Genomic DNA, 13,565 nt, shown 5'->3' with positions numbered 1-13,565 from the left:
TCCAGTTGCGACCGTTGCTCTGACATGCGGGCGTGTTCGCTGCGGTGTCGAGCAATGACACCGCTGGCGCGGCGCAGCGATGAGAGACCGGTCGGGCGAGCTAGAACGGCGAGCTAGAACGGCGAGCTAGAACGGCGAGCTGGAACGGCGACCTAGAACGGCGGGATGCTCGTATCGGGTTCGGCCGGGACCGGGAGGACCGAGACTGGGACTGGGACTGGGACTGGGACTGTGGCCGGAACGCGTGGCCCGATCTCGTTTTCGGGTTCGGTGTCGTATTTGTGGCCGGTTGGGGATATCCAATGCAGGATGCCATCGTCGTTCTGACTAACCTGCCAACCGATCTCGTGCTTGTCGCGATGGTGCTTCGCGCAGAGGCAAGCCATATTCGTCAACCTCGTCTCACCCTGCTGCCCGTTCTCTTCGAATGGGATTGTGTGATCAAGATCGCTCTGCCTCCCGGCCCTGTTGCAGCCGGGGAACCGGCAGGTGCCGTCCCGCAACTGCAACACCGTGCGGAGATCGGCCGGTGGCCGGTAACGTTCCCGTCCCACGGACAGGAACGCGCCTGTTTCGGGGTGGGTGAGGATGCGCACGAAGCTCGTCGCGGAGCCAACGAGTTCCTTGGCGGTGTCCAGATCGATCGGGCCGTAGCCTTCGAGGATGGCGGGCTCGTCGCTCCGCCCGAGGAGCGTCAGCGCCGGCACCAGGATGGCTACATCGGCTTTGATGCCGCGGTTTCCACCACCGTCCGCGTCAAGGACGAGATCGACCAACACATCCGCCTTCAACTGCGTCAGCGTGCGCGACTCATCCGCACCCTGCAGACTCATCGCAAAGTTCGTCACCCGGTTCACGATCGCCTGCCCCTGGGCTGCAGGGAGGAACGCGCTGACCCAGCACATGCCGTCTTTGGCGGGTTCGAAGAAGACCGCTCGGTCTGCAACACTGCGTTCATGCCGGGCCGTGATGGACTCCGCATCGAGACGCTCCCGCACCAGGCGGGTTTTCCGCGCGAACTTCGCCGCCGTCAGCCTGCCCGCATCGGGCAGCACGGCCGCCTCCAGGGCCGCGGTGTTTTCCGGCGAGAGCCCGATGGTCTGGTCGACGAGGATGGTCGCGTGCCGATAACTGATTTCTCCTGTCTCCAGGACTGCCAGGGTGGCGGGCAGCTCATGCACAAGGGCTTTGCTGACCGCGATCATCGTTTCCACGGTGCGCTCCGGCACCCGGAACGCACAGGTCAGTTCGGTGACCAGCACTCGCTCGTTCGCCAAGGCTTGTTCCGCCTGGGGTGCGGTGATCGGTGCGGTGGTCATGGACTCGCTTGTCATGCGAGCCCGGTCGATCGCGACGGCCTCCGCCGCCGCGATGGTCGCGAGGCTCCGATGCAATCGGGCGGCCTCCTCGACTTCTATGCCGAGTTGTTTCATGAGGGGGTTCATACCCTGAATTATCCTCGGCACCACCGACATTCTTATGGGTCAGAAATATGCCCTGATCTGGGTATTTCACTGTGGATAACTGCCGCGAGGCGCGACCTGTGGAGGAGCCTGTCTGACGCCGGCCGAGAGGTCTCGAGACGCTCGCTGGCGCTCGCTCCTCGACCACCGGAGGTGGGCTCCATGTCGAGCTCAGCACGTTTCGAGATCGGCGCGCGTGGTGTCGAGGCCCGACCTCGTCCCTCAGGCGTTCGTCGTCAGCCGAGGTCGTCGTTGGGCGGGAACCAGCGCGCAGCGGGAGCAATGCGATACGTGCCCGTGGCCGCGCTGGTGCCCGTCCCCGACGCCAGCACCAGTGGCGTCTTCTCCGCCAGGTAGTGCTGCAGGGCGCGCTGCTCGTGCTCAATCGGCGGATGCCCGCCGGCGCGGATGACGCGCCACCACGCGACATCCGCTCCGTAGTGCGACATCACCTGGCCCACGAGACGAGCACCGCGTGAGCCGAGTACAGCCGCGACATCCCCGTAGGTCATCACGCGGCCGGCTGGAATTGAGTCGACGATGTCGAGCACGCTGGCCACGAACGGGCTGTCGGGGCCGAGGCGCATCGCTGGGGGAGGGCGCTAGAGTTCGAGCGCGCCGATGGTCTCGCCGTACTGGGTCTCGCCGACGTCGGTGAAGCCGATGCGGTGGAAGAACGCTTCAGGGCCGTCTTCGCCCGGCTCCCAGATGACGGTGATGCGGTTGAAGCCACGCTTCCGCGCTTCTTCGGCGAGGGCGTGCGCGGCAAACTTGCCGACACCCTGGCCCTGCGCGTCGGCGTCGACGTTGATGCGCCAGATGCAGGCGCGCAGTTCTTCCTGGGGAGACTCTGGGTCGAAGTTGCCGTGAATGAAGCCAACGACCTTTTCTTCGCTCAGCACAACGCGCTGCCAGGAGGTGGCCGGGTTGATGGTCGACGCGGCGACGGAGTACGTGACAGGGGCGATGAATTGCTCCTGGCCGGGCTTCAAGCTCAGGTTGTTGGCAGCAACGATGTTGCGTGCGGACAGTTCTTCCAGTCTCAGCTCAGGCATGTGAACAGGCTAACGTGCCGGTGGGGCTGGTGGTAGTCGTCCGTAGGGATGACATCTGGCGTTCACAGCGAATCCTTGCTACTTCACCGCAAACCTTGGGCGACGCACAGCGGATGTTTGGCTGCATTCAGCTGAAAACTGTCTCGATGTCGAGATACTTGACTGGCTCAGGTAAGCTTGACGCTGGCCAGCGCGGCCCACTTTCCTGAGGAGAAATAATTGTCGAAGATCAAGGTTGAAGGCACAGTCGTCGAACTCGACGGCGACGAGATGACCCGCATCATCTGGCAGGCCATCAAGGACACGCTCATTCACCCGTACCTCGACATCAACCTCGAGTACTACGACCTCTCGATCCAGAAGCGTGACGAGACCGACGACCAGATCACGATCGACGCGGCCCACGCCATCCAGAAGCACGGCGTTGGCGTCAAGTGCGCGACGATCACCCCCGACGAGGCACGCGTCGAAGAGTTCGGCCTGAAGAAGATGTGGCGCTCGCCGAACGGCACCATCCGCAACATCCTCGGCGGCACGATCTTCCGCGAGCCGATCATCATCAGCAACATCCCGCGCCTGGTTCCCGGCTGGAACAAGCCGATCATCATCGGCCGTCACGCGTTCGGCGACCAGTACCGCGCCACCGACTTCCGCTTCGAGGGTGAAGGCACCCTCACCATGACGTTCACGCCGAAGGATGGCAGCGAGGCCCAGTCGTTCGAGGTCTTCCAGTCACCGGGCAGCGGCGTCGCCATGGGTATGTACAACCTGGATGACTCGATCCGCGACTTCGCTCGTGCATCGCTCAACTACGGCATCTCCCGCAACTACCCGGTCTACCTCTCGACCAAGAACACCATCCTCAAGGCATACGACGGTCGCTTCAAGGACCTGTTCCAGGAAGTCTTCGACACCGAGTTCAAGGCTGCGTTCGAAGAAGCAGGGCTGACCTACGAGCACCGTCTCATCGACGACATGGTGGCATCCGCCATGAAGTGGGAGGGCGGCTACGTCTGGGCCTGCAAGAACTACGACGGCGACGTGCAGTCCGACACCGTTGCACAGGGCTTCGGCTCGCTCGGCCTGATGACCTCCGTGCTGGCCACGCCAGACGGAAAGGTCGTCGAGGCTGAGGCTGCTCACGGCACCGTGACCCGTCACTACCGCCAGCACCAGCAGGGCAAGCCCACGTCGACCAACCCGATCGCGTCGATCTACGCCTGGACCCGTGGGCTCGCGCACCGCGGAAAGCTGGACAACAACGACGCACTCATCGAGTTCTCGCACATCCTCGAGGATGTCGTCACCAAGACCGTTGAGAGCGGCAAGATGACCAAGGACCTCGCGCTCCTGGTCGGACCTGACCAGGCGTACCAGACCACCGAAGAGTTCCTCGCGGCCATCGCGGAGAACCTGCAGGCTCGCCTGGCGTAGTTCGTCTCTCGTCACGGTCGCTTCGCACCTGTGACACCCCGAAGGGCCTCGATCGATTCGATCGGGGCCCTTTGTGTTGCAGTGCGTCGTGAGTGAGGACACCGAGGCGAGCCTGTCCTCGCTGGCGCAACCCGCCACGAGTGACGACACTGGAGTCATGCGAGAAGTGCTCTCACTCATGCGTCGGTATCCGCTGGTCGCGGCGACCATCGTCATCGGCATCCTTGGCCTGGTGCTGTGGGCGATCGGATTTACCGAGCCGATCCCCTGGATTTTCAGCCTCTTCGCGCTTCTGGTGGCGGCCAGGTCGTTCATCGACATGCTCAGGGAGCTGAAGAGCGGCAGCTGGGGAATCGACATCCTCGCCGTCACGGCGATCATCGCCACCGTGCTCGTCGGCGAATACGTGGCCAGCCTGCTCATCGTGCTCATGCTCACAGGCGGCGAGGCGCTGGAGGATTATGCGGCCGGCAGGGCCAAGCGTGAACTGACTGCGCTGCTCAGTCGGGCGCCACAGATTGCGCACCGGATCGGCAGCACCGAAACCGGCAGCACCGAAACCGGCAGCGTCGAAACTGGCAGCACCGGTACCGGCAGCGTCGAAACTGGCAGAGACGAAACGGATGTCGAAGACGTGCCGGCCACGCAGGTGCGGCCAGGAGACATCCTGCTGCTCCGCCCCGCAGAAATCGTTCCCGTCGACGGCGACCTCCTCTCGCCGAGCGCGTCCTTCGACGAGTCGTCGCTGACCGGGGAAAGCATCCCCGTTGAGCACGTCACCGGCGACAGCATCCTGAGCGGGTCGATCAACGGCCAGTCAGCGGTGACGATGCGGGCGACGGCCTCGGCCGCGAACAGCCAGTACCAGCGCATCGTCGCCCTGGTCGCAGAGGCCTCTGAGAGCCGCGCACCCGTTGTGCGCCTGGCCGACCGCTACGCGGTGCCCTTCACGATCGTGTCCCTGCTGATCGCGGCGACGGCCTGGATCGTCACCGGTGACCCCGTGCGCTTCGCGGAGGTGCTCGTCGTTGCCACGCCGTGCCCGCTGCTCATCGCGGCTCCCGTCGCGTTCATGGGAGGCATGAGCAGGTCGGCCCGCAACGGCATCATCGTGAAGGGCGGGGGAGTGCTCGAGCAGTTGTCTCGCGCCAAGACGGTGGTCTTCGACAAGACCGGCACCCTCACGTATGGGCAGCCGTCGATCAACCGCATCAACCCGGCGGGTGCCGTCGCCGAACGGCCAGATGCCGAGAGCGAGCTGCTGAGGCTGGCCGCATCCGCTGAGCAGTATTCGTCGCACGTGTTGGCGGCGTCGATCATCGCCGAAGCCCACGCCCGCGGACTCGCGCTCGAACCGGCTGACGCAGCTAGCGAAGTGGCCACCAACGGCGTGGTTGCGAGAATCCACGGTCGCGAGGTGGCCATCGGCAAATTCGCCTTCATCGCCCAGCGGGCGAGCGACGCTGTCACGACCGAACTGCAGAGCGGCGAACTGGCCATTTACGTCGCCGTCGATGACTCCTTTGCCGGCAGCATTGTGGCCAGCGACCGGGTGCGCGACAACGCGCGCGCCACCATCGAGAACCTCGCCGCACACGGGGTGCGGAACACCATGATGCTCACCGGCGATGCCCGCGTGACGGCGGAGCACATTGCCAGAGACGTCGGCATCGACAAGGTTCAGGCAGAATGCCTCCCCAGCGACAAGGTCGACACCGTGCGCGGGTTGACCATTCGCCCGGTCATCATGGTCGGCGACGGCGTCAACGATGCCCCGGTGCTGGCCGTTGCCGATGTCGGCATTGCGATGGGGGCAAAGGGGTCGACAGCGGCGAGCGAATCAGCGGATGTCGTCATCATGCTCGATGACATCTCCCGCGCCGCCCGCGCTGTCATCATCGGGCAGGACACCGTGCGCATCGCCTTGCAGAGCATCTGGCTCGGCATCGCGCTCAGCATCGGCCTGATGATCATCGCGGCATTCGGCTTGATTCCGGCCACGATCGGCGCCTTGCTTCAGGAGCTGGTCGATCTCGCCACGATCCTGAACGCACTGCGGGCCATCGGTGCGCGCCGCGATGCGGCCGGGAAGCTGCTGTCGAGCCCCAGCCCGTCGCGCGTGCCCGCTGCCCGATCGTGATGCCGCGCGTCGCATCCGCTCGGTACCAATTCGACGCCCATGCGACGTGAGAGATTCCTCAGGATCGCAGGTTTGGTTAGAGCACGAAGTCGTCGTCCGTTGGCTCCGCCTTCGGCGGGGCAATACGTCCGGCTGGCTCGTGAGTCACGCTCTCCCGCACGGCTTCCTCGTGTCCGGCGCCCTGCTTGCCCGTCGTGTATGACGAGGTGACCAGGATCGGCATGTGGTCGCTCGTGCCACGAGCCAGCGTCTCGATGTTGTCGATGGTGAGACCGACGGACGTGGCGAGATCGAAGTGGCCACGGAAGAACTTGTATCGCGTGTACGTTCGGTTGTCGCTCAGAGTGAGGTCGTAGCCAGACTCCTTGACTCGATCGCTGAGGTGCGCTTTGAAGATTGGGTAGTTGTAGTCGCCGACCATGAGAGTGGGCAGGCCGGGGCCCAGCAGCCGCAGCTCGTGGAGCGCCGTGTGGATCTGCTTGCGCCGCAGGGAGTTGAGCGCCGTGAGTGGCGCGGCGTGGAAGGAGGCGACGACAAGTTCGCGTTCGGCTTCCCTGTCAATGAGGCGCGTGCCGATGAGGCGCTCGTGGGCAGGCTTCAGCACACGGTCGTGCAATGACTTCTTGAGCTCGAAGGCCTGTGTGGTGACAGCGTCGAACCTGTCCTTGCGGTAATACACGGCAAGGCCCAGCCGGTTGCGGCTCGTGGAGTCTGCCAGGTGCAGGTTGCCGATCTCTGCAGGGAGGTCGACGGTGTCGCATTCCTGCAGGCAGAGAACGTCTGGCCGGTAGTCCTCTGTCAGTGCGACTAGTTCGCCGACTGCGCGGTTCTTGCGGAGGTTATAGCTGATGACCCTCACGAACGACCTGCCTCAATTCTTGTAACGAGTTGCGTGTAACGAGTTGCGTGTAACGAGTGGTGCCTGCGCATGACGTGCGTGCGGTGAGCCAGCATACGACGATTACCTCTGAACTGGCAGATGCCGGGCGCATGAGTACGACATTCCCGCCCTCTCTCGAATCGCGAACCTGGCGCGACCACCCGTGCAGTGTGACTGCCGAATGTTACAACTGGGTAAAGAACCCGAATCGGCGGATCTTTTTCTTGCCTTCCTTTAGTTCGTAAGCTTTACTAACAAACATGACGGCAACGGATGCCCAACGACTGATTCACAGTCGGGCGCTACGCACCACCTCCAAGGTGTTGCCAGAGCATGCCCGTGGGCATAACCGCGCTCTCGTGCTGCAGACCCTCTATCACGCCGGGTCCCAGAGCAGGGCCGACCTGGCTCGCGAGACGGGCCTGACGCGGGTGACCATCTCCGACCTGGTGTCCGACCTCATCGCCGACAAGCTCGTCATTGAGCTCGGGCAGCGCGAGTCAGTGCGTCCTGGCAAGCCAGCCACCCTCGTCGACATCGATAGGGCCGCCTTCCAGATCATCTCCCTCGACCTGTCGGGGCACCGGATGCTGCGCGGCGGCGTCCTCAGCCTCGACGGCACCGTGCTGGAGCGATCAGAGGTCGCACTCGGGGCTGCGACCGGCGACGGCGCTGTAGCCCAGGTGATCGCCCTGCTCGATGCGGTGATCGCGCTCGCCACGGCTCCAATCCTTGGCGTCGGCATCGGGTCCCCAGGCATCGTCGACCTCGATGGTGTCGTGCGCAGCGCCCCAAACCTCGGCTGGGAGAACCTGCCGCTCTGCGCGCTTCTCGAGCAGCACACCGACCTCCCGGTCATCGTTGCCAACGACGCGAACGCCGCCGTGCTCGCCGAGCACAGCTTCGGGGGAGCGGATCACGACCTCCTGCTGGTCAAGGTCGGTCACGGCGTCGGTGCCGGGCTCATCATCGGCGGACGCCCGGTCTTCGGCGGCCGGTTCGCAGCCGGTGAGATCGGTCACGTGGTCGTCGGCACAGACGGCGGTCCGCTGTGCGCCTGCGGCAAGACCGGTTGCCTTGAGGCCTGGCTGGCCGCTCCCCGCCTGACCCAGGAGATCGAGCTGGCCATGGCATCCGTTGACCAGGCGAATGCGGCAGAGGCCCGTGACCACATTCTTGCGGAAGCAGGCCGACGCCTCGGCATCGTGCTCGCTCCCGTCGTCGGCGCCCTCAACCTGCACGAAATCGTGTTGAGCGGCCCAACCTCACTTCTTGATGGGCTGCTGGCAGCGGCAACCATCGAGACGCTTCGAAGCAGAACCATGGTCGATTTTCACAGCGACCTCACGCTTCGGATGACCTCGCAAGGAGCGGACATCGTACTTCGCGGCGCAGCCGTGATGGTCTTGTCCGGCCGACTCGGGGTTTCTTAACACAGCTTTTCCCTGCTCCACTCGGTGTGGCATCCGCATACGCCGGCAATCCAAGAAAGGAACCTCTCATGAAGAGAAAGCTCATCACGCTCGCCGCAGTGGCGACAGCGTCCGCCCTCGTTCTTGCAGGATGCTCCTCCGCCGCGCCTGGCGATGACGCCAGCACAGACGGCGCAGGCAAGACAATCACGTTGTGGCTGGCGGGCGGCGACACTCCAGACACGCTCCGGGACTACCTGAAGACGGAGTTCAACAAGGAGACCGGCGCAACACTGAACATTCAGCAGCAGGACTGGGGAGACCTCGTCACCAAGCTGACGACCTCGCTCCCAGACGCTAACAACACTCCGGATGTCACGGAGATGGGTAACACGCAGTCCCCAACGTTCACGAACGTCGGTGCGTTCCTCGACATCTCCGACATGTACGACGAGCTCGGCGGCGAGAAGCTGCTGCAGTCCTTCGTCGACGCCGGCAAGGTGGGCGACAAGAACTACACGCTGCCGTACTACTTCGGATCGCGTGCCGTCTTCACTCGCTCAGACGTCTGGGAAGCTGCCGGCGTTGCGCAGCCCACCACGCTCGATGAGTTCAATACCGCCGTTGCAGCCGTCAACGCCGCCAACCCGCTGAACATCCCCGGCTTCTCCGGCTTCTACCTGGGGGGACAGGACTGGCGGAACGGTATCTCCTGGATCTTCGCCAACGACGGAGAGCTCGCCACGGTGAAGGACGGCACCTGGACGTCGACGCTCGCGTCTGAAAACACCCAGAAGGGCCTCGAGCAGCTTCAGGAGCTGTACAACACGGCGTCCAACGCGCCGAACGACGCCAAGGACTCCAACCAGTACATCTACCTGAACGACAGCGACGAGATCAAAGACGCCGACGGAAACGTCACGTCGAGCACCTCACTCTCCGCCGCGACGATCATGGCGCCGACCTGGGCGCACTGGTCGATCGGAACGCTGGGAACGGATGCCGACGGCAAGGCCACCCGCACCTGGGATGACAGCAAGAATGCCGTCTTCGCTCTGCCTGGCAACGACGGCAAGCCGGCACCGGTCTTCGCCGGTGGCTCCAACATCGGTATCTCCGCCACGAGCAAGAACCCCGAACTGGCCAAGACCCTGATGAAGATCATCTACTCAGAGGACTACCAGACGATGCTCGGCGAGAACGGCCTCGGCCCGGCAAACAGCGACTACGTGAACTCGCTCGGTGACGACCAGTTCGCCCAGGCACTCATCGAGTCGGCCTCCAACTCGAAGCTCACCCCGGCAGCACCCGGCTGGGCAACGGTTGAAGGATCGCTCGTGATGGAAGAGTTCTTCAGCAAGATCAAGGACGCACCCGACCTGAAGGCGCTCGCCGCAGAGTACGACGAGAAGCTGACCCCGATGTTGAACGGCAAGTAACACTGCACCACGCCGTCGTTGGTTGAGGAGGCCGTTCACGGCCGTCTCGAAACCTCGTGATGGTTTCGAGACGGGCCTGACGGCCCTCCTCAACCAGCGACGTGTCAGTCACCACATGAAAGGAGGGACAGCGTGACAACGCAGAACCTCGTGTTGGCCGAGAGGCCACGCAGGAAAAGGGGCAGATTCACCCCCTACCTGCTCATCGTCCCCGCCATCGCCATCCTCGTGCTGGCACTCGGCTATCCGCTGGTCTGGCAGTTCGTCACCTCGATGCAGAAGTTCGGCCTTGCCCAGCAGTTCGGGCAGCCCCCTGAGTTCGTCTGGTTCGACAACTACATCACCCTCTTCACCGACCCGTACATGTGGGCCGTCGTCGCCAGGTCTGTGGCGTTCTGCCTTGTCACCGCCGGCGTCACCATGGTCGTCGGCACCCTGCTCGCGCTGCTGATGAACGCCGTTAACGCCGTGGTGCGCATCACCCTGCAGATCGCCATGCTGCTGGCATGGGCGATGCCCGTCGTCGCAGCCATGACGGTCTGGAACTGGCTGATCGACTGGCGTCGTGGCGTGCTCAACTCGGTGTTGGTGAGCATGGGCCTCGACTTCCAGAACCACAATTGGCTGGCCGAACCGCTTTCCTTCTTCTTCATCGCCATGGTGATCGTGGTCTGGATGAGCGTGCCGTTCGTGGCTTTCTCCATCTATGCCGGGCTGACACAGGTGTCAACCGAGGTGCTGGAAGCGGCCCAGATGGACGGCGCGCGGCCCGCGCAGCGGCTGCGGTTCATCATCGTGCCGATCATCCGTCCCGTGCTTGCGATCATCATGCTGCTGCAGGTGATCTGGGACCTGCGCGTCTTCACCCAAATTCGGTTGTTGCAGGATGCCGGCTCGATCGCATCCGAAACCAACCTGCTCGGCACGTACATCTACCAGCTCGGCGTTGGCTCCAGCGACTTCGCCATGGCCAGCGCCGTCTCGATCTTCGTGCTGATCCTGACCGTCGCACTCAGCTGGTTCTACGTGCGCAGCATGCTCAAGGAGGACGAATCATGACCTCAGAACTGACCTCGCCCCGCACCGAAGATGGTGCAGCGGGCACAGCGCCCGCGCGACAGGGTTATCGCCCTGCTGGCGCCAGTGGAACCCAGGGGGCACGGAGCGGCAACCGCCGTTTCAAGCCCACCAAAGTACTCCTCGGCGTCGTCGGGATCGTCGTCTCGCTCATCTGGGTGTTCCCGGTGTACTGGATGGTCAACTCGTCGCTGCTGCCGAACGTCGTGCTGCAGAACACCACACCGACCTGGCTGCCGTTCGGCGGATCCCTCGACAACTTCGTCGCGGTCGTCGAGGGGGGAAGCTTCCTGCCTGCGCTCGGCATGAGCGTGGCGATTGCGTTCATCACTGTGACGTTCTGCCTGCTGTTCGCCTTCTTCGGCGCACTGGCAATCAGCCGGTTCCGATTCAGGGGGCGGAAGTCGTTCGTGCTCGCGGTGCTGCTGATCCAGATGCTGCCGGCCGAAGGCCTGTTCATCGCCCAGTACAAGCTGATGGGCAGCCTCAACCTGCTCAACTCCATCGTCGGCGTGAGCATCATCTACATTGCCGCCGTTGTGCCATTCACGATCTGGATGCTGCGCGGCTTCGTCGCCGGCGTGCCAGCCGACCTCGAGGAGGCCGGCATGATCGACGGGCTCAGCCGTACGCAGGCGTTCATGCGAATTACGTTCCCGTTGCTGGCCCCTGGGCTCGTGGCATCCGGTGTCTATGCGTTCCTGCAGGCCTGGAACGAGTTCACGGTGGCGCTGGTGTTGCTGCAGAACAATTCAGACCAGACGCTGCCGCTGTGGCTGCGCGGCTTCATCCAGGCCAGCGCGAGCAGGGCGATCGACTGGGGCCAGGTCATGGCCGCATCGACGCTGGTCGCCGTACCCGTCATCATCTTCTTCCTCTTCGTGCAGGGGCGGATGACCAGCGGGCTGGTCAGCGGGGCGGTCAAGGGTTGAGCCTCGTGGACACGGCGGTGGAGCGCGACGTGCTGCGTCGACAGATCGCCACAACACTCATGCCCGGCTTCGTCGGCACCACCCTCCCGGCCTGGCTGGAGCGTCGCCTGCGGGGCGGACTCGGTGCGGTGTGCATCTTCGGGCCCAACATCGTCTCGCGCACGCAGCTGCGTCGGCTGACGGCTGAGATCCTGGCCGCGAATCCGAATGCCGTCATCGCCATCGACGAGGAGGGTGGCGATGTCACCCGGCTGTACTACGAATCGGGGTCGCCGTACCCCGGCAACGCCATTCTTGGTCGACTCGACGATCTGGAGCGCACCGAACGCGTCGGGCGCATGGTCGGCTGGGATCTGCGGCAGACCGGCTGCACTCTGACCTTCGCACCGGATGTCGACATCAACTCCAACGCGGACAACCCCGTCATCGGGGTGCGGAGCTTCGGCACTGACCCTGAGCACGTGGCTGCCCACAGCGCGGCGTGGGTGCGCGGGCTGCAGTCGACGGGCGTCGCGTCGAGCCCGAAGCACTTCCCTGGCCACGGCGACACCGCCCAGGACTCGCACCTGGCGATGCCGGTTGTCGATCTGACCCTCGCTGAGCTGCAGGAGCGGGAGCTGGTGCCGTTCAGGGCAGCGATCGCCGCGGGTGCTCTGACCGTCATGACGTCGCACATTCTGCTGCCGCAGGTGGATCCGGTGTACCCGGCCACGCTGTCCAAGCGCATCCTGCTCGGGTTGCTGCGCGATGAACTCGGCTTCGACGGCGTCATCGTGAGCGATGCGCTCGACATGGCAGGGGCAAGCGCGCAGCTGGGCATTCCGGCCGCGGCTGCCGCAGCGCTGGCCGCCGGCTGTGACCTGCTCTGCATTGGTACAGAGAATACCGACGCCCAGCTGGATGAGATTGAGGCTGCGGTGCTCGGCGCGATCGAGTCCGGCGAGCTGGACACCGACCGGGTGGCTGAGGCCGCCGCGCGAGTGCTCGCCCTGGCAGAGACGACACGGGCCGCTGCGGCGGAGCTGCCGATTCCGGCCGGCGTGAATTCCGTCGATGAGCCTGAGTTCGACATCCGCTTGATCGTGGATTCGTTTGCGATGAATGAGGCGGCGGCGACCTGGGTGGCTTCCGCCCCTGCGGTCTACTCGGTGGTGCGGCTCGAGACGGTCGCGAACATCGCCGTTGGAGTGGCACCGTGGGGGCCATTCGCTGAGGCGGCGGACCACCCGGAATCTCCGTCGGTCGAGGCGTGGGCTTCGCATCCGGTCGTGACCTGCACGGTGGACAGTGAACGGGAGATCGTGCTCGCCGGCCTGGCCCCGGTGCTCGTGATCGGCAAGGACAACCACAGGCACGAATTCGCCAGGGCGATCATCGATCGGCTGCGGGCAGAGGGGCGCGAGGTACTTGTCGTCGACATGGGTTGGCCCTCTGATGACCTGGCGTACGCCGATATCGCCACCTTCGGGGCGTCGCGGCTGGTGGGGCGGGCGCTGTTGGCGCTGCTGGTAAATACCCCCGTTGATTGAGGAGCGAGCGCCAGCGAGTGTCTCGAAATCTGTCGGCCGATCCCTTCGCTATGGGTCTCGAGACGGCCGCTGCCGGCCTCCTCGACCAACGACGCCGCGCAGCGGCGCCACCGGGCGAATTCTGGCCGGCGATGACGTGATTGATTCTGATTGGTAAAGATAGGATTAGCGCAAGGAAAGTCAGAGTTATGTGGTTGGAGTTGG

The 13,565-nt window shown here is 64.2% G+C and carries 11 protein-coding genes; 7 read left to right on the top strand and 4 right to left on the bottom strand.

Translation table 11 applies throughout. The annotated features are described in order from the left end of the window. Positions 1–152: 152 nt before the first annotated feature. The 3 genes from AC25Z0_RS08495 to AC25Z0_RS08485 all read right to left on the bottom strand — a co-directional run bounded on the left by AC25Z0_RS08495 (position 153) and on the right by AC25Z0_RS08485 (position 2,518). Positions 153–1,475: an HNH endonuclease signature motif containing protein gene (locus AC25Z0_RS08495; RefSeq protein WP_488132888.1), complete on the bottom strand. Its 1,323-nt coding sequence runs from the start codon at positions 1,473–1,475 to the stop codon at positions 153–155. Between the two features lie 224 nt (positions 1,476–1,699). After that, the gene (locus AC25Z0_RS08490; protein WP_488132887.1) at positions 1,700–2,050 is read right to left on the bottom strand and encodes an MGMT family protein; all 351 of its coding nucleotides are present in this window, start codon (positions 2,048–2,050) and stop codon (positions 1,700–1,702) included. 15 nt (positions 2,051–2,065) lie between these two features. Continuing rightward, positions 2,066–2,518, bottom strand: a complete 453-nt coding sequence (locus tag AC25Z0_RS08485) for a GNAT family N-acetyltransferase (RefSeq protein WP_488120673.1) — start codon at positions 2,516–2,518, stop codon at positions 2,066–2,068. A gap of 219 nt (positions 2,519–2,737) precedes the next feature. Here AC25Z0_RS08485 and AC25Z0_RS08480 point away from each other — a divergent pair, with 219 nt between their 5' ends. Both AC25Z0_RS08480 and AC25Z0_RS08475 read left to right on the top strand, forming a co-directional pair. Then, positions 2,738–3,952 carry an NADP-dependent isocitrate dehydrogenase gene (locus tag AC25Z0_RS08480; protein ID WP_488120674.1) on the top strand — a complete coding sequence of 405 codons (1,215 nt, stop codon included), beginning with the start codon at positions 2,738–2,740 and terminating at the stop codon, positions 3,950–3,952. A gap of 157 nt (positions 3,953–4,109) precedes the next feature. Next, positions 4,110–6,092 carry a heavy metal translocating P-type ATPase gene (locus AC25Z0_RS08475; protein ID WP_488133128.1) on the top strand — a complete coding sequence of 661 codons (1,983 nt, stop codon included), beginning with the start codon at positions 4,110–4,112 and terminating at the stop codon, positions 6,090–6,092. A 76-nt stretch (positions 6,093–6,168) separates the two neighbouring features. On the opposite strand, the gene AC25Z0_RS08470 is transcribed toward AC25Z0_RS08475, so the two are convergent. Beyond that, positions 6,169–6,951, bottom strand: a complete 783-nt coding sequence (locus tag AC25Z0_RS08470; protein ID WP_488132886.1) for an endonuclease/exonuclease/phosphatase family protein — start codon at positions 6,949–6,951, stop codon at positions 6,169–6,171. A 281-nt stretch (positions 6,952–7,232) separates the two neighbouring features. Between AC25Z0_RS08470 and AC25Z0_RS08465 the strand changes: the two genes are divergently transcribed. From AC25Z0_RS08465 to AC25Z0_RS08445, 5 genes are all read left to right on the top strand, one after another. Next, positions 7,233–8,405, top strand: coding sequence for an ROK family transcriptional regulator (locus AC25Z0_RS08465; protein WP_488132885.1), 1,173 nt, complete (start codon positions 7,233–7,235; stop codon positions 8,403–8,405). A 68-nt stretch (positions 8,406–8,473) separates the two neighbouring features. Further along, positions 8,474–9,823 carry an extracellular solute-binding protein gene (locus AC25Z0_RS08460; protein ID WP_488132884.1) on the top strand — a complete coding sequence of 450 codons (1,350 nt, stop codon included), beginning with the start codon at positions 8,474–8,476 and terminating at the stop codon, positions 9,821–9,823. Positions 9,824–9,955: 132 nt separating this feature from the next. Then, on the top strand, positions 9,956–10,882 hold the full coding sequence (locus AC25Z0_RS08455; protein ID WP_488120678.1) for a carbohydrate ABC transporter permease: 927 nt from the start codon (positions 9,956–9,958) through the stop codon (positions 10,880–10,882). Then, entirely contained in the window at positions 10,879–11,832 is a 954-nt protein-coding gene (locus AC25Z0_RS08450) for a carbohydrate ABC transporter permease (protein WP_488120679.1), read from the top strand. Before AC25Z0_RS08455 ends, AC25Z0_RS08450 begins: the two co-directional genes overlap by 4 nt. A 5-nt stretch (positions 11,833–11,837) precedes the next feature. Then, complete coding sequence (locus AC25Z0_RS08445; protein WP_488132883.1) at positions 11,838–13,361, top strand: glycoside hydrolase family 3 protein; 1,524 nt, start codon at positions 11,838–11,840, stop codon at positions 13,359–13,361. Positions 13,362–13,565: the final 204 nt, after the last annotated feature.

This window comes from Leifsonia sp. Y862 (assembly GCF_057669585.1).
This window is presented reverse-complemented; position numbering and strand designations above follow the sequence as displayed.